This window comes from Mesorhizobium delmotii, assembly GCF_900149755.1.
GTDB classification, from domain to species: Bacteria; Pseudomonadota; Alphaproteobacteria; order Rhizobiales; family Rhizobiaceae; genus Mesorhizobium; species Mesorhizobium delmotii.
Window position 1 is genome coordinate 321549 of the sequence record NZ_FUIG01000046.1, and the last position, 26230, is coordinate 347778.

The 26230-nt window shown below is 63.1% G+C and carries 22 protein-coding genes; 9 read left to right on the forward strand and 13 right to left on the reverse strand.

Annotation, left to right across the window (positions count from 1 at the left end):
* Nucleotides 1–137: 137 nt before the first annotated feature.
* Both dnaE and BQ8482_RS29150 read left to right on the forward strand, forming a co-directional pair.
* A complete protein-coding gene (dnaE, locus tag BQ8482_RS29145) occupies nucleotides 138–3665 on the forward strand; it encodes a DNA polymerase III subunit alpha (protein ID WP_123150720.1) in 3528 nt (1175 codons plus the stop codon).
* Nucleotides 3666–3770: 105 nt separating this feature from the next.
* Nucleotides 3771–4781 carry a methyltransferase gene (locus BQ8482_RS29150; RefSeq protein WP_123150721.1) on the forward strand — a complete coding sequence of 337 codons (1011 nt, stop codon included), beginning with the start codon at nucleotides 3771–3773 and terminating at the stop codon, nucleotides 4779–4781.
* A 146-nt stretch (nucleotides 4782–4927) separates the two neighbouring features.
* On the opposite strand, the gene BQ8482_RS29155 is transcribed toward BQ8482_RS29150, so the two are convergent.
* Nucleotides 4928–5809, reverse strand: a complete 882-nt coding sequence (locus BQ8482_RS29155; protein ID WP_123150722.1) for a DMT family transporter — start codon at nucleotides 5807–5809, stop codon at nucleotides 4928–4930.
* 181 nt (nucleotides 5810–5990) lie between these two features.
* Between BQ8482_RS29155 and BQ8482_RS29160 the strand changes: the two genes are divergently transcribed.
* Complete coding sequence (locus BQ8482_RS29160) at nucleotides 5991–6497, forward strand: hypothetical protein (protein WP_123150723.1); 507 nt, start codon at nucleotides 5991–5993, stop codon at nucleotides 6495–6497.
* A gap of 82 nt (nucleotides 6498–6579) precedes the next feature.
* Here the strand turns inward: BQ8482_RS29160 and BQ8482_RS29165 are convergent, their stop codons facing one another.
* Complete coding sequence (locus BQ8482_RS29165) at nucleotides 6580–7908, reverse strand: DNA polymerase IV (protein WP_123150724.1); 1329 nt, start codon at nucleotides 7906–7908, stop codon at nucleotides 6580–6582.
* 69 nt (nucleotides 7909–7977) lie between these two features.
* Here BQ8482_RS29165 and BQ8482_RS29170 point away from each other — a divergent pair, with 69 nt between their 5' ends.
* Together BQ8482_RS29170 and BQ8482_RS29175 are read left to right on the forward strand one after the other, a co-directional pair.
* Nucleotides 7978–8553 (forward strand): GNAT family N-acetyltransferase, encoded by a 576-nt coding sequence (locus BQ8482_RS29170; protein ID WP_095520506.1) that lies wholly within the window; start codon nucleotides 7978–7980, stop codon nucleotides 8551–8553.
* Between the two features lie 154 nt (nucleotides 8554–8707).
* Entirely contained in the window at nucleotides 8708–9418 is a 711-nt protein-coding gene (locus tag BQ8482_RS29175) for a DUF6065 family protein (RefSeq protein ID WP_123150725.1), read from the forward strand.
* A gap of 123 nt (nucleotides 9419–9541) precedes the next feature.
* Here the strand turns inward: BQ8482_RS29175 and BQ8482_RS38395 are convergent, their stop codons facing one another.
* The 3 genes from BQ8482_RS38395 to BQ8482_RS29190 are packed head-to-tail and all read right to left on the reverse strand — an operon-like array spanning nucleotide 9542 to nucleotide 11374.
* Nucleotides 9542–10123, reverse strand: coding sequence for a hypothetical protein (locus BQ8482_RS38395; RefSeq protein ID WP_165848741.1), 582 nt, complete (start codon nucleotides 10121–10123; stop codon nucleotides 9542–9544).
* Nucleotides 10047–10835 carry an anti-sigma factor family protein gene (locus BQ8482_RS29185; RefSeq protein ID WP_123150727.1) on the reverse strand — a complete coding sequence of 263 codons (789 nt, stop codon included), beginning with the start codon at nucleotides 10833–10835 and terminating at the stop codon, nucleotides 10047–10049. Before BQ8482_RS29185 ends, BQ8482_RS38395 begins: the two co-directional genes overlap by 77 nt.
* Entirely contained in the window at nucleotides 10832–11374 is a 543-nt protein-coding gene (locus BQ8482_RS29190; protein WP_123150728.1) for an RNA polymerase sigma factor, read from the reverse strand. Before BQ8482_RS29190 ends, BQ8482_RS29185 begins: the two co-directional genes overlap by 4 nt.
* 456 nt (nucleotides 11375–11830) lie before the next feature.
* Here BQ8482_RS29190 and BQ8482_RS29195 point away from each other — a divergent pair, with 456 nt between their 5' ends.
* Nucleotides 11831–12910 carry a S8 family serine peptidase gene (locus tag BQ8482_RS29195; protein WP_244603020.1) on the forward strand — a complete coding sequence of 360 codons (1080 nt, stop codon included), beginning with the start codon at nucleotides 11831–11833 and terminating at the stop codon, nucleotides 12908–12910.
* A gap of 147 nt (nucleotides 12911–13057) precedes the next feature.
* Nucleotides 13058–14542, forward strand: a complete 1485-nt coding sequence (locus BQ8482_RS29200; RefSeq protein ID WP_123150730.1) for a hypothetical protein — start codon at nucleotides 13058–13060, stop codon at nucleotides 14540–14542.
* 24 nt (nucleotides 14543–14566) lie between these two features.
* On the opposite strand, the gene BQ8482_RS29205 is transcribed toward BQ8482_RS29200, so the two are convergent.
* Nucleotides 14567–14866, reverse strand: coding sequence for a DUF3572 domain-containing protein (locus BQ8482_RS29205; RefSeq protein ID WP_123150789.1), 300 nt, complete (start codon nucleotides 14864–14866; stop codon nucleotides 14567–14569).
* Nucleotides 14867–15116: 250 nt separating this feature from the next.
* Here BQ8482_RS29205 and BQ8482_RS29210 point away from each other — a divergent pair, with 250 nt between their 5' ends.
* Together BQ8482_RS29210 and BQ8482_RS29215 are read left to right on the forward strand one after the other, a co-directional pair.
* Entirely contained in the window at nucleotides 15117–15473 is a 357-nt protein-coding gene (locus tag BQ8482_RS29210) for a response regulator (protein WP_287247952.1), read from the forward strand.
* 33 nt (nucleotides 15474–15506) lie between these two features.
* The gene (locus BQ8482_RS29215; RefSeq protein WP_123150731.1) at nucleotides 15507–16880 is read left to right on the forward strand and encodes a PleD family two-component system response regulator; all 1374 of its coding nucleotides are present in this window, start codon (nucleotides 15507–15509) and stop codon (nucleotides 16878–16880) included.
* Nucleotides 16881–17425: 545 nt separating this feature from the next.
* Here BQ8482_RS29215 and rpmG read toward each other — a convergent pair.
* The 7 genes from rpmG to topA form a co-directional block, all read right to left on the reverse strand.
* Nucleotides 17426–17593, reverse strand: a complete 168-nt coding sequence (rpmG, locus tag BQ8482_RS29225; protein WP_006201775.1) for a 50S ribosomal protein L33 — start codon at nucleotides 17591–17593, stop codon at nucleotides 17426–17428.
* 317 nt (nucleotides 17594–17910) lie between these two features.
* A complete protein-coding gene (locus BQ8482_RS29230; protein ID WP_123150733.1) occupies nucleotides 17911–18366 on the reverse strand; it encodes a YqfO family protein in 456 nt (151 codons plus the stop codon).
* Nucleotides 18367–18470: 104 nt separating this feature from the next.
* On the reverse strand, nucleotides 18471–19646 hold the full coding sequence (locus tag BQ8482_RS29235; RefSeq protein WP_123150734.1) for an MFS transporter: 1176 nt from the start codon (nucleotides 19644–19646) through the stop codon (nucleotides 18471–18473).
* A 21-nt stretch (nucleotides 19647–19667) separates the two neighbouring features.
* Nucleotides 19668–20402 (reverse strand): NUDIX hydrolase, encoded by a 735-nt coding sequence (locus BQ8482_RS29240; RefSeq protein WP_123150735.1) that lies wholly within the window; start codon nucleotides 20400–20402, stop codon nucleotides 19668–19670.
* A gap of 73 nt (nucleotides 20403–20475) precedes the next feature.
* Complete coding sequence (locus tag BQ8482_RS29245) at nucleotides 20476–20910, reverse strand: DUF983 domain-containing protein (RefSeq protein WP_244603021.1); 435 nt, start codon at nucleotides 20908–20910, stop codon at nucleotides 20476–20478.
* A gap of 17 nt (nucleotides 20911–20927) precedes the next feature.
* Complete coding sequence (rnr, locus tag BQ8482_RS29250) at nucleotides 20928–23231, reverse strand: ribonuclease R (RefSeq protein ID WP_123150737.1); 2304 nt, start codon at nucleotides 23229–23231, stop codon at nucleotides 20928–20930.
* A gap of 15 nt (nucleotides 23232–23246) precedes the next feature.
* On the reverse strand, nucleotides 23247–25880 hold the full coding sequence (gene topA / locus BQ8482_RS29255; RefSeq protein WP_123150738.1) for a type I DNA topoisomerase: 2634 nt from the start codon (nucleotides 25878–25880) through the stop codon (nucleotides 23247–23249).
* Between the last annotated feature and the right edge of the window lie 350 nt (nucleotides 25881–26230).

The window sequence follows — 26230 nt, forward strand, 5'->3', positions numbered from 1 at the left end:
GGAGAAGGTGTCGGCCGGCGGATGAGGGACGGCGCCACAATTGCCCGGTCGAGCGCCCGCTCTCGCTGGACTCGCATCGTCCGGTGCCGGACAATACGTCTTCATCGACTGAGTCCTTTCAAGCGGCGCTAAAAACCATGGCGAATGAGACACTTCCACGCGATCCCTTGCGACGCGAGGCCTTTGTGAAGGCATCGCGGCCGGAAGTGCCGGCGCGGCCGTTCATTCACCTGCGCGTGCATTCGGCCTATTCGCTGCTCGAAGGCGCATTGCAGCTCGGCACGGTCGTCGGCCATGCGGTGAGGGATGACGCCCCGGCCATTGCCGTCACCGACACCAACAATCTGTTCGGCGCGCTCGAATTCGCGCAGAAGGCGGTGAAGGAGGGCATCCAGCCGATCATCGGCTGCCAGACCGCTCTCGCCTTTTCCGGTGAAGCCAGCGACAGCCAGCGCGACCGCAGGCGGCAAGGCCCGGAGATGCGGCCGGTGGTTTTGATCGCGGCGACCGAGCCCGGCTACAGCAATCTGGTCAGGCTGGTCAGTCGGGTCTATTTGGAAACGCCGCCCGGCGAGGCCGTGCATCTGACGAGCGAGATGCTGCACGGCCATTGCGACGGCCTGATCTGCCTCAGCGGCGGGCCGCGCGGCCCGATCGGCTATGCCTTGAAAGAGGATCGCCGCGATCTCGCCGAGACGCGGCTTTTGGCGCTCAAGGCGATGTTCGGCGACCGGCTCTATGTCGAGCTGGAACGGGTTTCCGGTTATGACCGGGCAATCGAGAAATCGTCAGTCGACCTCGCATATACCAATGACTTGCCGCTGGTCGCCACCAACGAGGCGTTTTTCTCCTCGCGCGACGACTATGAGGCGCATGACGCGCTGATCGCCATCGCCGAAGGTTCGGTCGTCGCGGTCGACAATCGCCGCCGCCTTTCGCCCGACAATTTTCTAAGAAGCCAGGCTGACATGGCGAGGCTGTTCGCCGATCTGCCGGAAGCGATCGACAACACCGTCGAGATCGCGTTGCGCTGCTCCTATTATCCCAAGACCCGCAACCCGATCCTGCCGCGCTTTGCCGGCGGTGACGTCGCCGACGCCGATGCGGCGGTGAAGGCGGAGGCGCAGGAGCTTGCCAGACAAGCGCATGAAGGGCTGGAGGCGCGGCTCGCTGCGCACGGCCTGGCCCCTGGCTACACGGTCGAACAATATCGCGAAAGGCTGGATTTCGAGCTCGGCGTCATCGAGAAGATGAAATATCCCGGCTATTTCCTGATCGTCGCCGACTTCATCAAATGGGCGAAGGCGCAAGGCATTCCGGTCGGGCCGGGCCGCGGTTCGGGCGCCGGCTCGCTGGTCGCGTATTCGACGACCATCACCGACATCGATCCGCTGCGCTTCTCGCTGCTGTTCGAGCGCTTCCTCAATCCAGACCGCGTGTCGATGCCCGACTTCGACATCGATTTCTGCCAGGACCGGCGCGAGGAGGTCATCCGCTACGTCCAGCAGAAATACGGGCGCGACCAGGTCGGCCAGATCATCACCTTCGGCACGCTGCAGGCCCGTGCAGTGCTGCGCGATGTCGGCCGCGTGCTGCAGATGCCCTATGGCCAGGTCGACAAGCTCTCTAAGATGGTGCCGTCGAACCCGGCCAATCCGGTCAAGCTCGCCGACGCCATCGCCAACGAGCCGCGCTTTGCCGAAGAGGCCGAGCGGGAGCCGATCGTCCAGACGCTGCTCGAGATGGCGCAGAAGCTGGAAGGGCTCTACCGTCACGCCTCGACGCACGCCGCCGGCATCGTCATCGGCGACCGGCCGCTGTGGGAGCTGGTGCCGATGTACCGCGACCCGCGCTCCGACATGCCGGTCACCCAGTTCAACATGAAGTATGTCGAGCAGGCCGGGCTGGTGAAGTTCGACTTCCTCGGCCTGAAGACGCTGACGGTGCTGGAGACCGCGGTCAAGCTGATCCGCCGCCGCGGCATCGAGATCGATCTCGCCCACATTCCGCTCGACGACCCCGACACCTACGCCATGTTGTCGCGCGGCGAAGTGGTCGGCGTGTTCCAGGTGGAAAGTGCCGGCATGCGCAAGGCGCTGATCGGTATGCGGCCCGACTGCATCGAGGACATCATCGCGCTGGTCGCGCTTTACCGACCGGGACCGATGGAGAACATCCCGACCTACAACGCCAGAAAGCATGGCGAGGAGGAGATGGCGTCGATCCATCCGAAAATCGACCACCTGGTGAAGGAGACGCAAGGCGTCATCGTCTACCAGGAACAGGTGATGCAGATCGCGCAGGAGCTTGCCGGCTATTCGCTGGGCGAAGCCGATTTGCTGCGCCGCGCCATGGGCAAGAAGATCCGCGCCGAGATGGACAAGCAGCGCGAACGCTTCGTTTCGGGCGCGGTCGAGCGCGGCGTCGGCAAGCCGCAAGCCGACTTCATTTTCGACCTGCTGGCAAAGTTCGCCGACTACGGTTTCAACAAGTCGCATGCCGCAGCCTATGCGGTCGTCTCCTACCAGACGGCCTATCTGAAGGCGCACTACCCGGTCGAGTTCCTGGCCGCGTCGATGACGCTCGACATGGGCAACACCGACAAGCTCGCCGATTTCCGCCAGGATGCGCTGCGCCTCGGCATCGATGTCGTGGCGCCGTCGGTAATGACCAGCTTCCGCGCCTTTGAGGTCGGCGAGAACCGAATCTTCTATTCGCTGGCCGCGCTCAAGGGCGTCGGCGACGCGGCGGTCGAGCACATCGTCGCCATGCGCGGCGAAAAACCGTTCAAGAGCCTCGCCGATTTCTGCGAAAGGGTCGATCCGAAGATCGTCGGCAAGCGCGTCTTCGAAAGCCTGATCATGGCCGGCGCGCTCGACTGCTTCGGCCACGACCGCGCCGCGATGATGGCGGGCGTCGAGCGGATGATGGGGCTGGCGTCGCTGGCGCAGCAGAATGCAATGTCGGGCCAGCACGACATTTTCGGCGCCTCGCTCGGCGCGCAGTCGCAGGCGCTCAACCTGCCGGCGACCGACCCGTGGCTCGCCGCCGACCGCCTGCACCGTGAATTCCAGGTGGTCGGCTTCTATCTCTCTGCCCATCCGCTGGACGAATACAAGGCGGCGCTGCAGAAGATGCGGGTGCAGAACTGGGCCGAATTCTCGGCCGCCGTCAAGCGCGGTGCCGCCGCCGGGCGGCTTGCCGGCACCGTCACCGCCAAGCAGGAGCGCAAGACGCGCACCGGCAACAAGATGGGCGTCGTGCAGTTCTCCGACACGTCGGGCCAGTATGAGGCGGTGCTGTTTTCCGAAGGGTTGGCGCAGTATCGCGACCTGCTTGAGCCCGGCCGTTCGGTGGTGATCACCGTTTCGGCCGAGGACAGGCCAGAAGGCGTCAATCTGCGCATCCAGACCGTGCAGTCTCTGGAGGACGAGGCAAGTCGCATCCAAAAAGCCTTGCGCATCTTTGTCAGAGATGACCGACCGGCGTCGGCGATTCAATCGCAGCTTACCCAACGCGGCGACAGTCAGGTGAGCATTATCGTCATCAAGGAAGAGGCGCAGGGCGAGGTCGAGATCGAACTGCCCAGCCGTTACCGCGTCTCGCCGCAGATCGCGTCGGCCATGCGCGCGGTGCCGGGCGTGGTGGAAGTGGAACTGGTGTGAGCTAACGACCGTATTCTGCCAGCCCGGTCGCATTGCCCGGTGACGATGCCGCTGGTATTGTGAGCTCGGCGGCCTGGGTCTTTCGGCGGCCGGGGGGAGTGGGTCATGGACGAGCGGGATGCCGCTGCCGAACTCCAGAAAATGGTCAATGGGTTCCAGGTATCTCAGGCGATATGCGTCGCCGCCACGCTGGGCATCGCAGATCATCTCAAGGACGGAAAACGCACCAGCGGCGAACTGGCCGCGCTGACCAACACCCATCCGCAGGCGCTCTACCGGCTGTTGCGCGCGCTTGCGTCGGTCGGCGTGTTCCATGAAGCGGAAGACCGATCCTTCTCGCTGACCCCGGTTGGCGGCGCGTTGCGATCCGACGCTCAGCATTCGGTCGCGCCGTGGGCAATTCTAGCCGGACGGCCGTATTTCCGTCGGGCATGGAGCGATCTGCTGCACAGTGTCGGCACCGGCGAAAACGCCTTTCGCCACGCTTATGGCAAGGGCGTTTGGGAATACCGGGCGGAGCATCCGGAAGAGTCCGTCATCTTCGACCGGGCGATGACGGCCATGTCGCGTGGCGTCGCCGCCGCGGTGATCGCGGCCTATGACTTCCGGCCGTTCTCTGTCGTCATGGATGTCGCGGGCGGGCAGGGCGCGCTGCTTGCCGAAATCCTCCGCCGCAGTCCCGGCCAGCGCGGCATTCTTTTCGATCAGCCGCAGGTCGTGGCGAAGGCCGGCCCGGTCTTTGACGCCGCGGGCGTGGCCGATCGATGCGACATCGTCGCCGGCGATTTCTTCGTCTCGGTGCCGGAGGGCGCCGATGCCATTGTGCTTAAATGGATCCTGCATGACTGGGACGACGACACAAACATCCGGATCCTGAAAACCTGCCGCCGGGCGATGCGCCCAGAAGGCAAACTGCTGGTGCTTGAGAGCATTCTGGCGCCACCCAACGAAGGCGCCAGCGCAAAATTCGGCGATTTGAACATGCTGATCATGCCGGGCGGGCAGGAGCGCACGGCCGAAGAATTCAGGTTGCTGCTTGCGGCGTCGGATTTCCAGGTCGCGAATATTGTTGAAGCCGGACCTCGCATCAGCGTCATCGAGGCGGAACCGGTCTGATTGCTTTCCGGGGTCTGAAACTACCCGACGAAGGCAACTGAAATGCGAGACTAGAGCGCGGTTTTGGTGGAACCAAAACCGCGCTCTAGCTCTTTGCTTTAACGCATTTTGTCGGACGCCAAACGAAGACGTTTGGCTGCAAAATGCTACGACGCTGCCACTTCCGCTGGTTTGGTCGCTTTTTTCTGCAGATTGAGCAGATTGCCCATCAGGATCAGCAAGGCGCCGCCGGCGGTGAAAGCGTCGATCTGCTCCTGATACAGCAGCCAGCCGATCAGCGCCGACAGCGGCACGCGCAAAAAGTCCATCGGCGAGATGACGGTCGCGTCGGCATAGGCGAGCGCCCGGGCCATGCAGAAATGCGACGACATGCCGGTGAAGGCGATCAGCAGGAGCCACGGCCACAGTTCGAGCGGCGGGTTGCGCCATTCGTAGAGCGCCGGGACGAGGCCGAGCATCGACTGGATGACCAGCATCCAGAAGATGATGGACACGACGCTGTCCGTCCGCGTCAGCGATTTGACCAGGACCACAGATATACCGAAGCAGACCGCAGCACCCAGCACGACAACATGTCCCGGATCGACGGAGCCGACGCCCGGACGGACGATGATCACCACGCCGATCAGCCCGAGCACGATGGCCGCAAGTCTGGGCCGGCTTAGTCTTTCACCAAGAAAGCCAACCGCCAGAATAGCCGTCCAGATCGGCGTCGTGAATTCGATGGAGATCAGCACGGCCAGCGGGATCAGCGTCAAGGCGTAGAGCCATGCTGCCTGGCCGACAAAATGGACGACATTGCGGGCGATATGGGCCGAGGGGCGTTTGGTGCGCATTGCCGCAAAACCGCCTGATATCATCACCAGCGGCAGGAGGATGAAAAGGCCAATCACCGAGCGCAGCTCCAGCACCTGGAAGACGTTGAGCTCGGCTGTCGTGGCGCGGCCGGCGACCGACATCGTCAGAAACGACGCGATCGACAGCGCCATCCAGAACGCGGCCTTGGGGATCGACGGTGAAGGTGCCATGCACGCTATGTTGCAAGCCGGGACTTTCATCGCAACCGCTAGTCGAAGCATTCGGCTGGGCCAGAGCGGCACGTTGCAAAACGGTCATGCTGAGGGCGGAACCTGCCGTCACGGCGGGCGTTGGTCCAACAGCCAATTCGCTGGAAATATCGTCGTTACGATATCAACGAGGAGAGATCCCATGAAATCATTCGCACGATTTGCACTTGCCGCCTGCCTGGCGGCCGCCGTCGGCGCGGCCCATGCCGACGAGGCCGATTTTCTTCGCTCGTTCGAGGGGAATTTTGCCGGGAAGGGGACCGTCAAGGTAACCACCGATGCGCCGACGATGAACGTCTCATGCCGCTTCAATTCCGACGCGACATCGAGCTCATTGTCGCTGGACGGCACTTGCCGCGGTCTCGTCGTGGTGACGCGCGCCATCAGTGCCGATCTGAAGTCCCGCGGGACGAAGTACACCGGCACCTATGTCGGATCCCGCACCGGGCCGGCGCAGCTCAGCGGCAGGCGTTCGGGCAACGCCATCAATCTCGGCATCCGTTGGGCCAAGGAGGTCAACGGCGATCGCACGGCGCAAATGACCGTCGAGAAGAGCGGCGAGGACGGCATGCGGCTGACCGTTGTCGACGTCGACCCGAAAACCGGCGAGCGGGTGATGACCAGCCGGATCGATTTGCGGCGCATCTGAAGGCCAGCTCTTTTTGAGCATGATCTTTTCCGAACCGGATTCCAGTTCTCGCTTACGCGGACCTTCGGTTCGGGATCATGCATCAGTCTTCGATCGGCTCGGGCGGGTGGGCGTTGCGGCCCTTGCCGAAGGTATAGCCGGTCTCCACCGCCTTGCGGCCGAACTTGTCGCGCAGCGTGTCGATGGCGCCTTCGGCCATTGCGCGTTTGCGCGACTGGACATCGACGAGATCGGGTGGATCGGCCTTTTCGTCATTCGAGAGGTCGCTGACGCCGATGCCGAGCAGCCGATATCTTGTGCCATCCGCTTCCTTGCGCAGCAGCTCGAGCCCAGTCGAAAAAATGCGGTCGGCCAGCCGTGTCGGGTCGCCGAGCTGGCGGTTGCGCGTGCGGGTCTTGAAATCCTGGGTCTTCAGCTTCAGCACGACGGTGCGCCCGGCGATGCCGGATTTCTTCAGCCGCCCCGAGACTTTTTCCGACAGCGCTCGAAGCACCGAAACCAATTCATCCAGGGACGCAATGTCGGTGTCGAAGGTGGTCTCCGCCGAGACGCTTTTCGCGTCCTGGTCGGGATGGACGCGGCGCTCGTCCTCGCCGCGTGAAAGATGGTAGAGCCGGTCGCCCATCACGCCGTAGCGGCGCATCAAGTCGTTGCGCTCCAAGCGCTGCAATTGGCCGATCATCCGGATGCCGTCCCGTTCAAGCGTGGCGGCGAAGGCTTTTCCCACGCCCCAGATCAGCGTCACCGGCTGCTCGGCCAGGAATCCGGTCGCCTCGGCCTCGCCGATTACCGAAAAGCCGCGCGGCTTGCGAAAGTCCGACGCCACCTTGGCCAGGAACTTGCAGTAGGAAAGGCCTGATGAAACGGTTATGCCGATCTCTTTCTCCACGCCGAGCGCGAAGCGCGCCAGCACCACCGCCGGCGGCAAGCCATGCAGGCGCTCGGTGCCGGCAAGGTCCAGAAACGCTTCGTCGATGGAGATCGGCTCGACCAGCGGCGTCAGCGCCTGCATCATGGCGCGCACCTCGCGGCCGACGCGTACATATTTTTCCATGTCCGGCGGGATGACGACCGCTTCCGGACAGGCTTCGAGCGCCTTGAACATCGGCATCGCCGAGCGCACCCCATGGATGCGGGCGATGTAGCAAGCGGTTGAGACGACGCCGCGCTTGCCGCCGCCGATGATCAACGGCCGGTCCTTCAGCGCCGGGTTGTCGCGCTTTTCGACCGCCGCATAAAACGCGTCGCAATCGATATGGGCGAGATGCAGCCGGTAGAGCTCCGGATGACGGGCAAGCCGTGGACTGCCGCAGCGTTCGCAGCGCCGTGCCTCGCTGCGCTGAAAGGTCAGGCAGTCGCGGCAAAAACCGTGATCGGGATTGTTGACAGGAGCCGCCATCGCTGCGAACATAAAGAGAACAAAAGCAATGGTACGTCAGGACGGACGCCACGACAAGGCGGTGGGGCCGGGAGAGAGCTCGTGAATACGACCATAGCGCCGCTGGTGCCCGAGCTTTGGGCGGATTTCGAAGATCTGTTCGGTAAGCAAGGCGCCTGCTACGGCTGTTGGTGCACACATTTCCGGCTGTCGCCGGCAGCGCGCCGCGCCAGCAACCGGGAGCGCAACAAGGACCACATCAAGGCGCGGATCGAGGCTGGGCCGCCACCTGGTCTGCTGGCGTTCGAGGATGGCAAGGCGGTCGGATGGATGCAGATCGGCCCGCGCGCCGACGTGCCCGAATGGAACAATAAGGGCAGGGGGTCGGCGCCGGTCGATCCCGCCGACGCCACGGATCCGGGCGTCTGGGCGATCTCATGCTTCTTCATCCGCGTCAAGGCGCGCGGCAGGGGCGTGACGCACCGGCTGGTCGAAGGCGGGATCGAGTTTGCTCGCCAGAATGGCGCGCGGCTGGTCGAGGCGTGTCCGATCGACCTGTCGAAAGATTCGCGTTCGATCGGGCTGTTCGTCGGCTCGTCGCGGGTCTTCGAGAAAGCCGGCTTCGAGAGGCTGGTCGAGCGCAAGGCCGGCCGGCCGCTGATGCGACTGGTGCTTTGAGCCAGTGGCGCTGTGCTCGCCGCTGCCGCGGCGGTCGCTGGGCGGCGGCGGCCAAACTATCGCGGCCGGCCTGCATAGTCAGACAGTTGACGTCCAGCAGGAATAAATCCGCCTGCGGTCCGTTCCTCCTCGGATTGTTCCATGGAGGCTATCGATGTTCCATTTTTCCCAGACCACTCGCTCGATCCGGTTTGTCTGTCGGCCGGAAGATTATGGCGTCATCGCGCCGCCAGTGGCAGCCAAGACGGTTCTGCCGGACTGGTTTCGCAAATTGCCGGCAGTCGATTCGCAGCAAGCGTCGGCCACCAACAATGGTCTGACCGTCAAGCGCTGCATGCCGTTTCTCGACGCGATGACAACCGGCTGGATCCTGCCGCTCGCGGCGACCGTCCGCCTTGAGATCAAGGACGGCGGCCGAGCCGTCGATGCCGGCTGGGAGTTCGACAGGGTGATGGTGAGCAATCATGGCGCCCATCAGGTCGCCGGCAACCCGAAGGAACCGGCACCCCCATGCAAGTTTCACAATTACTGGTCGATCCGGACCCCGCCGGGCTGGAGTTGTTTGTTCCTGCCGCCGCTCAACAGGCCGGCTCAGCCTTTCGAATGCGTCGCCGGCATCGTCGATACCGATACCTATGCGGCCGACATTCATTTTCCGTTTTTCGCGACCGCGCCCGACGGCCTCTACGTCATCGAAAAGGGCACGCCGCTCGTCCAGGTCATACCGGTTCGCCGCGAAGGTGCGGCACTCAAGGCGGAAATCCGGGCGGAGACCGGAGCCGAGGCGACGGAGCGCGAAACCGTCTACCGCAACACGATTGCGAGCGAAGGCTGGTATCGCAAATGGGCCCGCGCGGCCCGCTAGACTTTTTTCCGGAGAAGAATGCGAAACGGGGCCGCTAGGCCCCGTTTCTTTGTGGATTGCCAAGCGGCCGACTTGTCCACAATGCGAAACGGGGCCAACTGGCCCCCGTTTCTCCGTGAATTGTTAAAGCGGCGGACACAAGTCGAAGCGTGCCGCCGCTTGATCTCCGGCCGACGTTAACGCCGCCAGTAGCGCGACCACCCGCGATCCGAACTGTTCGAGTTCGAATTGGAGGAGCTGTTCGACGATGAGTTCGAATTCGAGTTGCTCGACGAATTGGAGCTGGAATTCGATGAACTGTTGGACGACGAGTTCGAACTCGAATTGCTCGACGAATTGGAGCTCGAATTTGACGAACTGTTGCCCGCGACGATGAAGGAACCGTCGCTTCGGCTGGTCATTGCGGCCGGCGGACGCTCGGTTTGCGATGGCGCCGCGGGATACTCCTTCGCCTGTGCCGCGGTGCTCGCGAGCGCTGCCATTCCTGCGACCAGTGTCGACTTGAGTTTCCAGTGTCTTGTCATGGTAGTTACTCCTTGTTTCAGACTGGACCGGCAGTTGCGGTCCGGCGGAGTAACGGGCGATTGCCGGCTTTATTCCATTCAGAAAAAGCCGGGCCGTCGCAGCTTCACTTCCGGTCCTTCCGACGGACCTCGTCCAGCGCTTGGACTTCCTCCTCGGCTGACATCGGAGCGCCTGCTTCAATCGCCGAAAGATAGGCGTCGATGGCTTCGGTCGACGAGGCCGGGGCATAGCCTCCGGCGTCGCCGGGTGCCACGACCGCGAAGCTGACGCGCCATTCGTCGCCGGAACGGCAGGCAACCGATACCACCGTCGAGCGGTCTTGCGAGTCGACCTCGAATTCGCGGCACAAATCCTGCGCATCGTTACGGAACGTTGCGATTGCCCGGAACCGATCGCTGATCCCGGCGAGCCTGATTTCCTTGCCGGATTCGACCGTTGCAAGGGCTTGGGCCAGGGCCGGCCTGATGACGCCGGCGACCCACAGCCCGCCCTGCGTGCGTTCGTTGGTGCCTGCTGCCCAATACCCGGCGAGCCCGCCGACAACGGCCGCCGCGAGAGAGGCGGCAATCGGCAGCCTCCATTGAGACCTCGATGGCGGTCCCACTATGCGCCCGCCACCGAAGGGCAATACCGATGCTTCCGTCTTCTCGCCGGCGCGCTTGGCCTCGATCATTTGCTCGACGGCCGCGACAAGTTTTTCGGGAACCGGCTCGTCGAGCAGCGGCTTCAGCGCGGCCTGCGCCTGCGCCCTGGTTTCGATGAACATGGCAATCCTGGTAACCAGACGGTCGTCGATTTCCATCGCCTGCTCGATCCTGGCGACCGTGTCCGGATCAAGCTCACCATCGGCGAACCGCATCAGGATCTCGTCCGAAAAAGTCTCTTCATTCATTTGCTAGCCCCTTTTGTGACCGCAGAACGGGTGGGAGCCATGGATATTCCCGTCGCCTCCGCCAGATTCTTCCTCGCCCGGGCCAGCCTGCTCATCACCGTACCGATCGGCACGGCGAGGACTTCCGCGGCTTCCTTGTAGGAAAGCTCTTCGACACAGACCAGAAGCAGCACGTCGCGCTGATCGTCGGCGAGTTCGCCGATGGCTTGCGCCACGCTGTTCAGCGCCAGCCGCGCCTCCATCTCGCGCTCACCGGAAATGCCGGCGATGTCGTGGCGCTCGTCGATATCGTCCTGCGGGCCGGCGACCTTGCGCCTGCGGATGTCATCGATCCACAGATTTCGGAGAATCTTGAACATCCACGCGTCGAAGCGCGTCCCTTGCTCGAAACGCTGCTCGTTGGCGAGCGCCCGTTCGCAGGCTCGCTGAACGAGATCGTCCGCCATATCGCGGGACCGGCAGAGCGCAATCGCGAACCGGCGCAGATTCGGGAGAAAAGCGATAAGCTGGTCTTGGACGCGGTCGGTTTTTTCCGGCATGTTGCTCCAAGTTTTTTTGGAATAAAGCGGCCCCGCGCCCGTTTCCTCGCAAAGCTAGCTTATTGCCGGATAGGTCCGCTAGCCTCGCGATGTTGAAAATCGGCAACGGCCGGAAATCTGAGGGAGATTATGGGCGCCACCTCATGGCTGAGACCAAGAGCCCTGCTGCCTTTCTGGGTAGCCGTCGCGTTAGTGGTCGATCTTCAGGCGCCGAGCGGCCAGCTGGCGCTCGGCGGGTTCGGACCAAAATCGGCGTTCGCCGATGACGATGGTGGTGATGACGGCGGTCAATCCGGCTCGTCGTCTGGTGGGTCGGGAACGGCGCCCGGCCGGTCGACTGGACCGAATCTGTTTCGCACGCTGACCGATCGGTTTCTTCCGCGCCCGCCAAGACGCGGCGGCAGGCGCGCGCAACGGCCCGCCGTCCCTTTGCCGTCTCGGGCGCCGGACCAAATCGTGGCGGCCGGGCTGAGTTCGGCTGAGATCGGTCGGCTTCAGGCAACGGGCTTCACCGTACTGGACCGCGCCGACATTCAGCTTCTGGGGTCGGAGCTGGTCCGGCTGCGCATACCACCCAATATGCCGCTGGAGGCAGCGCGCGATCTGGTCATCAATGCCGCTCCGCAGTCGACGGCAGATTTCGTGCATTACTACCGGCCCGGACAAGATGCCGAATGTGCCGGACCCCACTGCGCCGCCGCGGGCCTGATCGGCTGGCCGGCCGATACCGGCCTTCCTACCGGCTGCGGTGGCAATGTCACGATCGGCCTCATCGACACAGCGATCAATCCCGCGCATGCCACCTTCGCGAAAGGCCGGATCGAAGTCCTTCGCCTGTCGGACGACGGCATTCCCGAGTCGGGCCGCCAGCACGGCACCGCCGTCGCGGCCCTGCTCGTCGGCGGCGCCGACAGCCGCACACCGGGCCTCCTGCCGCACGCCAGGCTCATCGCGGTCGATGCGTTCCACCGGGGCGATCGCCAGGATGACCGCTCCGACGTCTATGATCTTCTTAGCGCACTCGATCTTCTTTCCAAGCGCGGCGTGCAGGTGACGAATATGAGCCTGTCGGGTCCTGCGAATGCTCTTCTCGAGCAGTTTGTCCGAAAACTTTCCGAACGCGGCATGGTGATCGTCGCCGCCGCCGGCAATGGAGGTCCCAAGGCCGGACCTGCCTATCCGGCGGCATACGCGGACGTGATCGCGGTGACGGCGGTGGACCGCATGAAACGCCCCTACAGGCGTGCCGGCCGCGGCGAGCATATCGACCTGGCCGCCCCCGGCGTCGAAGTGTGGACGGCCGCGTCGGTCAGCGGCGCACGGCCGAAGACCGGCACCTCCTTCGCGGCGCCGTTTGTCGCCGCTGCAGCGGCGTTGATGAAATCGGCAAACAGCAACGCCACCGCAGCCGAAATCCATGACGCGCTAGGCAGGTCGGCGGAAGATCTCGGCGCGCCTGGAAAGGACGCCGTCTTCGGCTGGGGCCTGCTCAATGCCCGCGCCGCCTGCGTCGTCACGCCGAAGAAGGCGACGTGAAGCTCCACTGTTGATGCCGGAGGGACAGCGGGGGCGAAGGATCACTACAAATCGGCTTCCAGCGCCAAGGAGGGATTGCACCTCGTCCGTTTCCGCTTACGGTTGCGGTTGGCGTTTTTATCATAAGAATAGCAACGGAGATTCTGCGTGAACCGTGTTTTGCCGGCCGTCTTTGTCCTCGCGCTTAGCGCGCCCGCCTTCGGCCAGACCGTTGACAGCGAGGGTGCGAAGCAGCTCTCCGAAAATCTGTCCCGCTATATCGGCAGTAAGGCGAGCAGTCTCCTGAAGGTTTCGGTGGAAGGCGACGCTTACAAACTCGCTGTCGACGTCAAGCCTGTCGTGGACCTGCTCGCGGCGCAGCATTCCTTCAAGTTCGACTTCAGCCCCTACGCATTGCTCGTCAAGCCGAGCAGCAACGGGACATGGAGCGTCTCGGCGGATGTGTCGCAAAGCGGGTCCTTCGAGTTCAAGGGGCCAGAGGGCCCGCAGAGCATGCAGTTCTCGATTACAGACGGCAAGTTTTCCGGCGTCTACGATCCCGAACTGGCAGCTTTCACCAGCGCCACACACTCGATGGCCGGAATGACGATGAAATCCCGGGACACCATGCAGCGCGCGGAGGTGAGCACCGGCGCCGGTACTGCCACCATGAACGCAACCAAAGCTGCTAATGGCGGCGTGGATTTCACCGCGACGCAGACGGTCGCCGATTTCGCCGAAGCGCTTGATTTTGACGACCCCAAAAGCGGGCTGAAATTCCCGCTTATGATCAAATCGCCAGAGCTGTCGGTGAATGCGACCGGCAAAGGCTTGAGGACAAAGCCGTTTCTCGATCTGCTGGCATTTGCCGTCGCCAATGAAGACGAAGCCAAGCTGAAGGCCAACCAGGCGCAGTTCAAATCGCTTTTGCTCGCCGCGCTGCCGCTGTGGGAGCGGATCGACGGAAGCTACGGGCTCAAGGATATCAGTCTCGAAAGCCCGGTCGGGCATTTCAGTGCGGCGGAGCTGGGCACCAGCTTCGGGTCCGACGGCATCGCCCAGAACGGAGCAATCAACTATACGATCAAGGCCGCAGGATTGACGATCCCTCCGAATCTTGTGCCCGCCTGGGGTACGGCGCTGCTGCCCACCGACATCAATCTGAATTTCGGCGGCGCCAACATCGATCTCGACAGCATGGCGAAAAAGGCGATCGAAGCCTTTGATCTAAACAAGAATCCGCCGCTGCCGGCGGACTTTGGCGATCAGATCAAAGCTGATTTCATGGCCAAGACGCCGAAATTTGTCATCGGCCACAGCACGGTGAAGAACGGCGACATGGAAATCGCGATGGAGGGCGAGATGACGTTCCCCGGCATGAAGCCGGAGGCAAATGTGACGATCGATGTCGCAGGCTACGACAGAATTGTGGAAAGCCTGCAGGCGGCGGCGAAGTCGGAGCCGGAAGCCGCGCAATATGTGCCGGTGGCGCTTGCGATCAAGGGATTCGGCAAGACGCTGCCGGACGGCCGCATCGAATGGGTCGTCAACGGCAAGCCGGACGGTTCGGTCACGGTCAATGGTGTCATGGTGAAGCCGGCCGATCCGGTCGCGAATGATGAAGGCGACGACAGCGAAGAAACGACGCCGTAGGCGTTTTCGCGATCCGATCGTCGCTCATATCGAATGCTCATGGTCGTCGTCGCCAAGCGGCAGCGCCCGCAGCGCCTTGCCGACGGAAGCCGGCGGCGTGCCGGTTTCCTCCGCGAACCGCATGAGCGTCGGCTCGTGGGCGAGGATGAACTGCAGCACGCCGGCCAGGAACCCCGGCTCGCCGGCGGCCTGGCGGATGGAATGCGCCTCGATGCCGGTGACCGCCAGGAAACGGGGCAGAAGTTCCGGATCGGCGGCGACGAAGCCCAACGCCTTCACGGCAATGGTTTCCGCTTCCTCGCGCATTGACGCTGCGTTTGCCATCACTACCTTCTTGCGCGGTGGAATGAGTCTCTTTTTGGCAGTAATCGCAAGCGTCGCCTGCGGCAAGCCATCTAGCTCTGCAATGCGGTGTTCGAGGTGAAATCCGAAGCTTTTCCGGCAGCCGGTTTCCGTTTCGTCAATTATATTGCCGTAGAGTCGAGCAGGGTTTGGTGCGTACCGGCGAGGGCGCATGACGGCAACCTTCGAGCGGAAGGCAGGCCGGGACGGGAATTTGATGCCTAAGAAGGTCATGATCGTCGAGGACAATGAGCTCAACATGAAGCTCTTTCGCGACCTCATCGAAGCGAGCGGTTACGAGACGGTACGCACACGCAACGGCCTGGAAGCGCTGGATCTGGCGCGACTGCACAAGCCGGACCTCATTTTGATGGACATCCAGCTGCCCGAAGTGTCGGGGCTGGAAGTGACCAAATGGCTGAAGGAGGACGACGACCTCCATGTCATACCGGTCATTGCCGTCACCGCATTCGCGATGAAGGGCGATGAGGAGCGTATCCGCCAGGGTGGCTGCGAAGCCTATATTTCCAAGCCGATCTCGGTGCCGCGTTTCATCGAAACCATCAAATCCTACCTGGGCGACGCCTGATGCGCCCTTCCAGCCGAGCCGGAGCTTTATAAGATGACCGCACGGATCCTCGTCGTCGACGACATCCCTGCCAATGTAAGGCTGCTCGAGGTCCGGCTGCTTGCCGAATACTTCGAGGTGCTGACCGCCACCAACGGGCTGGACGCGATCGAGACCTGCGAAAACGGCAAGGTCGACGTCGTGCTGCTCGACGTGATGATGCCTGATATGGACGGGTTCGAGGTCTGCCGGCGGCTGAAGAGCGATCCGGCGACATCGCACATCCCGGTCGTCATGATCACCGCGCTCGACCAGGTTTCGGACCGGGTGCGCGGCCTCGAGGCCGGTGCCGACGATTTTCTGACCAAGCCGGTCAATGATCTGCAATTGATGACGCGCGTCAAAAGCCTGGTCAGGCTGAAGACGTTGACGGACGAGCTGCGCCTGCGCGCCTCGACCACGCGCAATATCGGCATCGAGGAGCTGTTGAGCCGCAACTTCGCATCCGCAGATACGACGCCGAAGGTTCTGCTGATCGACGAGCGCAAATCCTCCTTCGAGCGCGTCCAGAAGATGCTGCGCGGCAGCGCCGACCTCGACATTGCCACCGATCCGCATGCCGGCTTCTTCCAGGCCGCCGAGACGCCCTATGAATGCGTGATGATCTCGACGGCCTTTGTCGATTTCGATCCGCTCAGGCTCTGTTCGCAACTGCGTTCGCTCGATCGCACCCGTTTCGTGCCGATCATCCTTCTGGCGCAGGAGGGTGAGGAGGGGCGCATCATCCGCGGCCTCGAACTCGGCATCAACGACTATCTGATGCGGCCGATCGACCAGCAGGAACTGACCGCTCGGCTGCGCACGCAAGTGCGCCGAAAGCGCTACAACGACCAGCTTCGCGCCAGCGTCACCCAGACCATCGAGATGGCGGTGACCGACGCCCTGACGGGATTGCACAACCGCCGTTACCTCGACAGCCATCTGCAGACGCTGTTCGACCGTGCCGTGGCCCGGCGACGGCCGCTGTCGATGATGATCACCGATCTCGACCGCTTCAAGACCATCAACGACACACATGGCCATGACGGCGGCGACGAGGTGCTGCGCGAATTCGCGCGGCGGCTGCGCAAGAATGTGCGCGGCATCGATCTCGCCTGCCGCTTCGGCGGCGAGGAGTTCGTCGTGGTGATGCCGGATACGGACGGCGCCGTCGCCGAAAAGGTCGCAGAGCGCATTCGCGCCGAAATCGCCCAAATGCCGTTTGCCGTCGGTCATGACGGCAAGACAATCGAGGTTACTGTCAGCGTCGGCGTGTCGTCGGTGCTGAAGGGCGTGGATACGGTTGCCGGGCTGATGAAGCGCGCCGACCTCGCGCTCTACGAAGCCAAGAGCGCCGGCCGCAACCGCGTCGTCGCCAACGCGGCCTAAGGTCCGTTGATATTCAGCTGGCCTGCAAGTGGCAGCGTCCTGCACTTCCGGTAGTGGCTTACCCGAACGCACGCTCCGTTCTGGTTTTCGGGAGCCATTTTCGACTCAGCCTCACCTGAATCTCAACAGACCTCAGTTCAGAGGCAGGCGCCGACGCCTGATTATCCAGTCAGTGCGACAGGGTTACGAATTTACCTTAACGCAAGCGATTCCGCTGGTTTGGTTAAGAAATTGTTGATTTTCACAGGCTGTTGCGCAAATGTGCAGACCAATGACGAAACCGGCGCGAGGGTAAATCGCCGGGTCGATCCGAAGAATACCCCATGATTCAGGTCCGCCGCATCTCCTGGGTCCGTGGGGTCGGCCGGCCGGCGCTGGCACATAGTGGCCTCCTCGTACCGCTGCCAAACGCCGACCGGCCCCCGTTCTCAAAATGACATCAAGACTCTGCGCCAAGCATTGGAAATTTTGGACTTTTCGAAGCCTTGAAAACAAAAACGCCGCCCACAGGGGCGGCGTTTTGGCTTTAAGGCAGGAAACCAGATTTACTTGATTTTGGTTTCCTTGAACTCGACGTGCTTCTTGGCGACCGGATCGTATTTGCGAAACGACAGCTTGTCCGTCTTGGTGCGGCTGTTCTTGCTGGTCACGTAGAAGAAACCGGTGTCGGCGGTCGACAGAAGCTTGATCTTGATGTTTGCGGCTTTGGCCATTGTATCAGTCCGTTATGTTCGTGGAGTTTTGGCCGCTGGAGCACGGGGAAACACCCGGACGCGGGAAACTTGGCGCGACACATAAAGAACGCGCCCGGAAAGTCAACCCCGTGAGGCTGCCTCTTCTTGTGGGAGAAGGTGGATTGGCGCGCAGCGCCAAGACGGTTGAGGGGTGCTGGACGGGAGTGCCGTCAGTGCCAAGCTGGAGCACCCCTCATCCGACCGAACGGAGCCTGTCCTCGGGCTTGCCGGAGGCAAGACCCGTGGGCTCGGCCACCTTCTCCCACACGGGGAGAAGGGAAGGCCGCTTTCCGATTCTATGCATCTTCTTTAATCGGAGCGGCCTTCTTCCAGTCTCCCGTGGTGTTCCACCAGCGGTTCGGGTTGGAGCGGTCGTCCAACCCCTTGGAGCGGCTGGCGAGGATCGGCTGGATGCGGATCACCGGCTCCTGATAGCTGTGGGCCTGGAAGATCGCTTCGACAATGCGGGCCGCCAGCGCCTGGTCGTCGGGCAGCTCGAACGACACTTCCACCGTACCCGGCCGTCGGCGCAATTCCGTCTCGGCGCCGGCGGCAGCGCCTTCGAGCGGCCGGTAGCGCTCGATGCCGTGCGCCGACTGGTAGGCATTGCTGTCGTATTTGCCCATGGTCAGCGGCGCGATCGCGACCACCGCTTCCATGATGCGGTCAACATCGCCGCCCGGTGCTTGAAAGGTCACGAGCAGCAGCAATTCCATCCGCACCGATTTTGTTTCGAACCCGGAGTCGATCATGGTGGCATCCTCAAATTCGTGGCGTGTTGCTGACAATCTATCCAAGTGCTGCTGACACGGTTATGTCAGCAGCCTCGCGCCACATGAGGCATCGATCGGTCTTTCTACAGGATTTTTCGGACCAGCCTGGCGCCGACCAGCGCGATATAGAAGGCGAAGAACATGCCGAGCGCCCAGCCGAAGCCCGAGGGTCCGAAAAGGTCCATGCCGATGCCGATCGCCTGCGGGCCGAGCACCATGCCGACACCGTAGCAGAGCACGAAGGCAGCGTTGGCCGAGGCCAGGTCGTGGCCGGAAAGCTGCGAGCCGAGATGGGCCAGCCCGATCGTGTACATGGCCGCGACCACGCCGCCCCAGACGAACAGAAGCGATGCCATCAGGTGCCAATTCTGCGCGAAGTGCGGCATGAAGATGGTGCCGGCAAGGCCGATGGTTGCACAAGCCAGAAGCAGATAGCGGCGGTCGCTGACACGGTCGCTGATCATGCCGAGCGGGATCTGCAACAGCACGTTGCCGAGGCCGATCATGGTGAGCAGCAGGGCGGCGTTGGCCTCGGAGTAGCCGATGCGATTGCCATAAACCGGGAACAGCGCAAAGCCGCCGGTCTCGACCGCACCGAACACCAGCACCGCGGCGGTCGCCGTCGGCACCAACCAGATGTAGCGCAGGAAGTTGCTGGTTTCGCCATTGGAGACGATGGTCGGGCTCTCGTTGCGTGCCGCCAGAACTGGAATGGCGGCCAGCGTCACCAGCGCCATGATGACGCCGAAGGGCAGGAAGCCGGTGCTGCCGAGATGGGCGAACAGCCACGGACCGGCGGCAAAGCCGAGCGACAGCACGGTGGCGTAGATGCCGAGGACCAGGCCGCGCCGGTGCGGCGGCGCCGATGTGCTGATCCAGAATTCCGACAGGATAAACAGCACCGTCAGCGCGATGTGCAGCAGGACGCGCAGCGGAAACCACATCCAGAAGTCCGGCGCGAAGTGGAAGCCGACAAAGGCCAGCACTCCCGTGGCGATCATGGCGAGCATCGTCCGGGCGACGCCGAACCGCATGGCGAGCGGGGTGGCGAGCGGTGCGCCGACGATCGAGGCGAGTCCGGCGACAGCGGTGTTGAAGCCGATCATCGACGCCGAATGGCCGCGCGTTTCGAGGATGACGCTGAGCAGCGGCATGCCGAGGCCGATGGCGATGCCGACGACGCTGATCGACGAGATCGCCGCGATCATTGGCAGCCAATGTACGCGTTCTTCGACCTCTTGCTGGGTATCGACTGTCATGGGATGTGAATGCTCTACGCTCTACAGAATTTCGCGAACGAAGCGATTGCCGACAAGCCGGTAGAACGGCACGGAACCACCGGGGCGCAGCAGCGGATCATCGAAGAGCCGCTTTTCCAGCTCTTCGAGGATAGCCCTGGTGATGTCGGGAATATCGGCCTGCCTGGCCTTGGCGAGCGGCAGCCAGACCAGTTCTTCCAGCTCGTTGGTCGGACCGCCGTCCGGCAGCTCCACCGCGACATCTTCGCGCCAGGCGCTGAAGAAGCGCGTATCGAAGCGCCGCACCCGGTTTGGCGGCGTGATGGCGCGCGCGATGAAGCGCAGCGCTTCCAGAGAGGGTCTTACGCCGTGCTCGGCAAAACCCTGCCAATCGCGTTTGGTCGTCGCGAAGGCACCTTTCCGGCCGATCAGCAGGCCGGCCTCCTCATAGGTCTCGCGGATCGCCGACAGGGCGATGGCGCGGGCGCGGGCCGGGCTGGTGCGGCCGACGCCGGCGGTCAGCCTCGCCTGTTCCTCAGGGTGCAACGCGGTGGCAACCGGAATCCGGCTGTCGGCCGGATCGGTGCGGCCGCCGGGAAAGACGAATTTCCCCGGCATGAAGGCGTGACGGGTGTGGCGCCGGCCCATCAGCACCAGGAACTCGTCGCCCTTGCGGTCGAGCAGGATCAGCGTCGCGGCGTCGCGCGGGCGTATAGGCTTGGCGTCGAGCGCGATCCGCTCAACCTTGTCGACTTCCGCCTTGGTCATAACGTCCATGCGCACGACCTAGCGGAATCTTCTCCGATGCGAAAGTGGCGTCCAGCCATGCCGATTTGCGTCAGCCTCGGTTTCAAGCCTCGGGATGCGACTCGATCAGGTCTTCTTCCCCGCCGAAGCCATGCATATAGAACGCCCATTGCAGGCCGATGACGGCGCCCTTGACCGGCTGCAGCAAGACGACCGCCAGGAGGATGGTCAGCGGCACCCAGATGGCGATGTGCTGCCAGGTGGACAGGGTGGAGGTCGCTTCGACGCCCATGAAGGCGCCGAGCACGATGTGACCGACGATGACCACCACCAGATAGGCCGGCAGATCGTCGGCGCGGTGGTGGTGAAGCTCCTCGCCGCAATGATCGCATTTATCGACGGTCTTGACGAAGGCGCGAAACAGCTTTCCCTCGCCGCAATGCGGGCAGCGGCCAAGCGCGCCACGCTTGATCGCCGTCCACAGCGGGCGGGCGATCCGGCCCGAGTGATGTTCGCCGCCGAAAACCTGTTGATTCATTTTCAAATCGCTTGGCATTACCGTCTCCTGCCGCGCGAGCCTGGACGCGATTGCGACGCACGGGCGCGGCCTTTGGCCTTGTGAAACGACCGTTTGGAGCCGGGCAGCGGCTTCGGGTCGGTCAGCATCTCGAAACGCATCGCGCCGGCCATAGGCGCCACCTCGATCAGGCGAACCTCGACGCGGTCGGCAAGCTGGTAGCCCTTGCCGGTGCGTTCTCCGAAAAGCGATCGGGCAGTTTCGTCGTATATGTAGTAATCGCCCTCCAGACTTGACACCGGGATGAAACCATCTGCGCCATACTGCGGCAATTGGACAAATAGTCCCGATTTGGTGACGCCCGAAATGCGTGCATCGAAACGATCGTCGACACGCTCGGCGAGATAGGCGGCGATCAGCCGGTCGACCGTGTCGCGCTCGGCAGCCATGGCGCGGCGCTCGGTGGCTGAGATCAGCGCAGAAACTTCTTCCAGCCGCTCCGCCTCATCCTGCGTCAGTCCACCCGCACCGAAGCCGAGCGCGGCAATCAGCCCGCGATGCACGATCAGGTCGGCATATCTGCGGATCGGCGAGGTGAAATGCGCGTAGCGCTTCAGATTGAGGCCGAAATGGCCGATGTTGCTGGGCGAATATTCGGCCTGCATCTGCGTGCGCAGCACCACCTCGTTGACCAGTCCCTCATGGTCGGCGCCGCGGACGCGATCCAGAATCCCGTTGAACTGGTTCGGTCGCATCTGCGCGCCGCGTGCCAGCGACAGGCCAAGCGTCTGCAGGAATTCGCGCAGCGATTCCTGCTTGGCGAGCGAAGGTGCGTCGTGGATGCGGTAGACCAATGCCTGCCGTTTCGCCTCCAGCGTCTCGGCCGCCGCGACATTGGCCTGGATCATGAACTCTTCGATCAGCTTGTGCGCGTCGAGCCGCTCCGGCACGACGACCCGGTCGACAGTGCCGTCCTCCTTGAGCAGGATTTTCCGCTCCGGCAATTCAAGCTCGAGCGGCTGGCGCGTCTCACGGCCGCGCTTCACCACGGCGTAGGCGTCCCACAGCGGCTTCAGCACCGTGTCGAGGATCTGGCCGGTCTTGTCGTCCGGCGTGCCGTCGATCGCGGCCTGCGCTTGGCGATAGGCGAGTTTCGCCGCCGACTTCATCATGATGCGGTGGAACGAATGCCTGAGCATGCGGCCATCGGCCGAGAAAGTCATGCGGACCGCCAGCGCCGGGCGGTCCTGGCCTTCGCGCAGCGAACAAAGGTCGTTGGAGATGCGCTCCGGCAGCATCGGCACGACGCGATCCGGGAAATAGACCGAGTTGCCACGCTTCAGCGCCTCGCGGTCGAGCGCGGTGCCATAGCGCACATAAGCGGCGACATCGGCAATCGCCACGGTAACCACCACGCCGCCGGGGTTCTTCTCGTCCGGATCCGATATGGCGAACACCGCGTCGTCATGGTCCTTGGCGTCGGCCGGATCGATGGTGACCAGCGGCAGCTCGCGCCAGTCCTCGCGGCCGGCCAGCGTCGCCGGTTTGACCGCCTCCGCCTCGGCAATGACGTCTGCCGGGAAAATATGCGGAATGTCATGCGCGTGGATGGCGATCATCGAGACCGCTTTTTCGCTGGTCAGCGAACCGAGCACCGCCAGCACCTTGGCTCTGGGCAGTCCATAGCGGGAGGCCCGCGCCGGCTCGACCTCGACCAGATCGCCATTCTTGGCGCCGTTCTGGAATTCCTTGTCGACGATCAGCTCCGGCTGGCGTCTTTCGACAGGCTCGATGCGGAAGGTGCCGTCCTGCAGCACGCGGAAGACGCCGAGAACGGCCTCGGTGCGCTTCTCGAAGATCTTCATCACCCGCCCGGTATAGGCGGGGCCCGTCGCGTCATCGGTTGGAAAGGTCTTGGCCAGCACACGGTCGCCGACGCCCGGTGTCGGGCCGCCGCCGCGCGACACGCGGATCGCTATGACAGGCGGCTCGCCGTTGCCCACGGCTTCGGTTGGGTGCGCCAGCAGCACGCCGTCGGCGTCGCGGCCAAAGATGTCGAGCACGGCGACATGGGCGAGGGCGCCGACACGGGCGAGCCGTTTGCGCTCCTTGGTCAGCAGGCCTTCGTCCTGCAGGTCGCGCAAAATGTCCTTCAGCCAGATACGGTCCTCGCCGCGCAGCGCAAACGCCTTGGCGATGTCGCGTTTGCCGGAGCGATCGGGGTTTTCGGCGATGTAGCGCAGGATTTCGTCGCGGGACGGGCGGTAGTTGTCTTTGACCTTGGCCCTGGTGTCGGCGGTGCGCAGATCGCCATGACTTCTTCCGGATACCCTGCGCGCCACGATGCACTATCCCTTTTAGTTGGCCACTTTCTTGGCCGCCGGTTTTTGGGCCGCCGGTTTTTTGGCCGCCGCAGGCTTTTTGGCAGGTGCGGCCGCTTTGCGGAAGGGCTTTCTGCCGCCGTTGCCACCCTTGGCTTCCTTCTCGGCAATCAGCGCCACCGCGTCCTCGATTGTCACCGACTGCGGGTCCTTGCCCTTCGGCAGCGTCGCATTGACCTTGCCGAAATTAACATAAGGCCCGTATTTGCCGTCACGCACGACGATCTTGCCGCCGCCTGCGGGATGCTCGCCAAGCTCCTTCAAGGCGGCGGGCGTGCCGCCATTGCGGCCGCCCGGGCCCTTCAACTGCTTCTCGGCGATGACCGACACGGCGCGGTTGAGACCGATCGAGAACACGTCCTCGATGCTGTCGAGATTGGCGTAGGTGCCGTCATGCAGAACGAACGGGCCGTAGCGCCCCAGACCGGCCGAGATCATCTTGCCGGATTCCGGATGCTTGCCGACGTCGCGCGGCAGCGACAGCAGGGCGAGGGCCTTTTCGTGGTCGATCGAATCGACTGTCCAGCCCTTGGGCAGGCTGGAACGCTTGGCTTCCTTGCCGTCGCCGCGCTGGATATAGGGGCCAAAACGACCGCTGCGCAGCGTGATTTCCTCCGCCGTGTAGGGGTCTTTGCCCAGCACCTTGGTGCCGTCCTCGCCATTGCCGTTTTCGCCATTGGGGTTGGCGGCGTCGCCGAGCTGGCGGGTGAAGGAGCATTCGGGATAGTTCGAGCAGCCGACGAAGGCGCCGAACTTGCCGAGCTTCAGCGACAGGTTGCCGGTGCCGCATTTCGGGCAGATGCGCGGATTTGAGCCGTCCTCGCGCGCGGGAAACACCAGCGGCGCCAGTTCCTCGTTGAGCGCGTCGAGCACGTCGGTGACACGCAATTCCTTGATGTCGGCGACGGCGCCCGAGAAATCCTTCCAGAAATCGCGCAGCACATCCTTCCAGGCGAGCTTGCCGTCGGAGATTTCATCGAGTTTTTCCTCGAGCGAGGCGGTAAAATCATATTCGACATAGCGCTCGAAGAAGCTTTCGAGGAAGGCCGACAACAGCCGGCCCTTGGCCTGCGGCAACAGCTTGCGCTTGTCCATGCTGACGTAGTCGCGGTCCTCCAGCGTCTTCAGGATCGCGGTGTAGGTCGACGGCCGGCCGATGCCGAGCTCTTCCAGCTTCTTGATCAGCGAGGCTTCCGAATAGCGCGGCGGCGGTTCGGTGGTGTGCTGGGTGGGGTTGATCGCCTCGCGGTCGAGCTGTTCGCCGGCGCGGATCTCGGGCAGACGGCGGTCTTCCTCGTCTTCCGAATCCTCATCCTTCTGGTCGGTATAGGCGGCAATGAAGCCGTCGAAGCGAATGACCGAACCGACGGCGCGAAGCTCCGCGGTGCGGGCGCCGTTGACCGCCTCGATCTCGGCAGTGGTACGCTCGATCTCGGCCGGCTGCATCTGGCTGGCGATGGCGCGTTTCCACACGATCTCGTAGAGCCGTGCCTGGTCGGCATCGAGATATTGCCTGACCGAAGCGGGCGTGCGCATGAAATCGGTCGGGCGAATCGCTTCGTGCGCTTCCTGGGCGTTCTTGGCCTTGGTCGTGTAGTAGCGCGGCTTTTCAGGCAGGTATTTTGGGCCGAACTCTTTTGCGATCGCGTCGCGCGCGGCTGATATCGCCTCGGGCGCCATCTGCACGCCGTCGGTTCGCATATAGGTGATCAGGCCGGTTGTCTCGCCGCCGATGTCCATGCCTTCATAGAGCCGCTGCGCCACCTGCATGGTGCGGCTTGCCGAAAAACCGAGGCGCGAGGAGGCGGCCTGCTGCAGCGTCGAGGTGGTGAAGGGCGGACCTGGATTGCGCTTGGTCGGCTTGGCTTCGACCGACAGCGCCTTGAAGGTTGCACCTTCCAGCATCGCCTTGATGTCGTCGGCCTGCGCCTTGTTCGAAATGTCGAGCTTTTGCAGCTTCTTGCGGTCGAAGGCGGTCAGCCGCGCTTCGAAATTTTCCTTGCGCGGCGTGCCGAGAATGGCGGCGACTTGCCAGTATTCCTCGCGGATGAAGCGCTCGATCTCCAACTCGCGGTCGCAGACGAGGCGCAATGCCACCGACTGGACGCGGCCGGCGGAACGGGCGCCGGGCAGCTTGCGCCACAGGACGGGCGACAGCGTGAAGCCGACGAGATAGTCGAGCGCGCGGCGAGCGAGATAGGCGTCGACCAGCGGCGCATCGATCTGACGCGGATTGGCCATCGCTTCCAGCACCGACGATTTGGTGATGGCGTTGAAGACGACGCGGCTGACCGGCTTGTCCTTCAGCGCTCGCTTCTGCTTCAGTACTTCCAGGACATGCCAGGAAATGGCTTCGCCTTCGCGATCCGGATCGGTGGCGAGGATCAGGCCGTCGGCGTCCTTGACCGCCTTGGCGATGTCGGCAAGACGTTTGCTCGAGGCAGTGTCGACAGCCCAGGACATGGCAAAATCCTCGTCCGGACGCACCGAGCCATCCTTGGCCGGCAGATCGCGGACGTGACCGAACGAGGCCAGGACCTTGTAGTTCTTTCCGAGGTACTTGTTGATTGTCTTCGCTTTGGCCGGCGATTCGACGACGACGACGTCCATGAGGTCTCATATCAGCTGTGGTGCGGCAGAAGAATTCCGCTGCGCGCGACGAAATCTCGTACAATTGTTGCTCACATGGCCGCGCTTTTGCATTCGGTCAAGGGGAAGCGCCCAAAATGCAGGCCTGCATTGAGCGCGCAACCCAAGGGCGCATCATGTGATATCCGCAATCCCAGATAAGGTGACCAGCTGCCCTATCGTTGGACAAGCCGGCATGAATCCGGGAAAACGGGACAAAATCTTCTGCGGATATAAGAGAAACATCGATCACGCGCCAGCCCCAGCTGAGGGACGCCCGGCATGATGAGACGACGCTGGCGGGCGAGACTGGATAGTGTCCTGAAGGTTCT

Excerpts from the sequence above, each read along its gene's own strand:
- dnaE (WP_123150720.1), top strand. The coding sequence starts at position 138 with ATGGCGAATGAGACACTTCCACGCGATCCCTTGCGACGCGAGGCCTTT.
- BQ8482_RS29150 (WP_123150721.1), top strand. The coding sequence starts at position 3,771 with ATGGACGAGCGGGATGCCGCTGCCGAACTCCAGAAAATGGTCAATGGG.
- BQ8482_RS29155 (WP_123150722.1), bottom strand. The coding sequence starts at position 5,809 with ATGGCACCTTCACCGTCGATCCCCAAGGCCGCGTTCTGGATGGCGCTG.
- BQ8482_RS29160 (WP_123150723.1), top strand. The coding sequence starts at position 5,991 with ATGAAATCATTCGCACGATTTGCACTTGCCGCCTGCCTGGCGGCCGCC.
- BQ8482_RS29165 (WP_123150724.1), bottom strand. The coding sequence starts at position 7,908 with ATGTTCGCAGCGATGGCGGCTCCTGTCAACAATCCCGATCACGGTTTT.
- BQ8482_RS29175 (WP_123150725.1), top strand. The coding sequence starts at position 8,708 with ATGTTCCATTTTTCCCAGACCACTCGCTCGATCCGGTTTGTCTGTCGG.
- BQ8482_RS29185 (WP_123150727.1), bottom strand. The coding sequence starts at position 10,835 with ATGAATGAAGAGACTTTTTCGGACGAGATCCTGATGCGGTTCGCCGAT.
- BQ8482_RS29190 (WP_123150728.1), bottom strand. The coding sequence starts at position 11,374 with ATGCCGGAAAAAACCGACCGCGTCCAAGACCAGCTTATCGCTTTTCTC.
- BQ8482_RS29205 (WP_123150789.1), bottom strand. The coding sequence starts at position 14,866 with ATGGCAAACGCAGCGTCAATGCGCGAGGAAGCGGAAACCATTGCCGTG.
- BQ8482_RS29210 (WP_287247952.1), top strand. The coding sequence starts at position 15,117 with ATGATCGTCGAGGACAATGAGCTCAACATGAAGCTCTTTCGCGACCTC.
- BQ8482_RS29215 (WP_123150731.1), top strand. The coding sequence starts at position 15,507 with ATGACCGCACGGATCCTCGTCGTCGACGACATCCCTGCCAATGTAAGG.
- rpmG (WP_006201775.1), bottom strand. The coding sequence starts at position 17,593 with ATGGCCAAAGCCGCAAACATCAAGATCAAGCTTCTGTCGACCGCCGAC.
- BQ8482_RS29230 (WP_123150733.1), bottom strand. The coding sequence starts at position 18,366 with ATGATCGACTCCGGGTTCGAAACAAAATCGGTGCGGATGGAATTGCTG.
- BQ8482_RS29235 (WP_123150734.1), bottom strand. The coding sequence starts at position 19,646 with ATGACAGTCGATACCCAGCAAGAGGTCGAAGAACGCGTACATTGGCTG.
- BQ8482_RS29240 (WP_123150735.1), bottom strand. The coding sequence starts at position 20,402 with ATGGACGTTATGACCAAGGCGGAAGTCGACAAGGTTGAGCGGATCGCG.
- BQ8482_RS29245 (WP_244603021.1), bottom strand. The coding sequence starts at position 20,910 with ATGAATCAACAGGTTTTCGGCGGCGAACATCACTCGGGCCGGATCGCC.
- topA (WP_123150738.1), bottom strand. The coding sequence starts at position 25,880 with ATGGACGTCGTCGTCGTCGAATCGCCGGCCAAAGCGAAGACAATCAAC.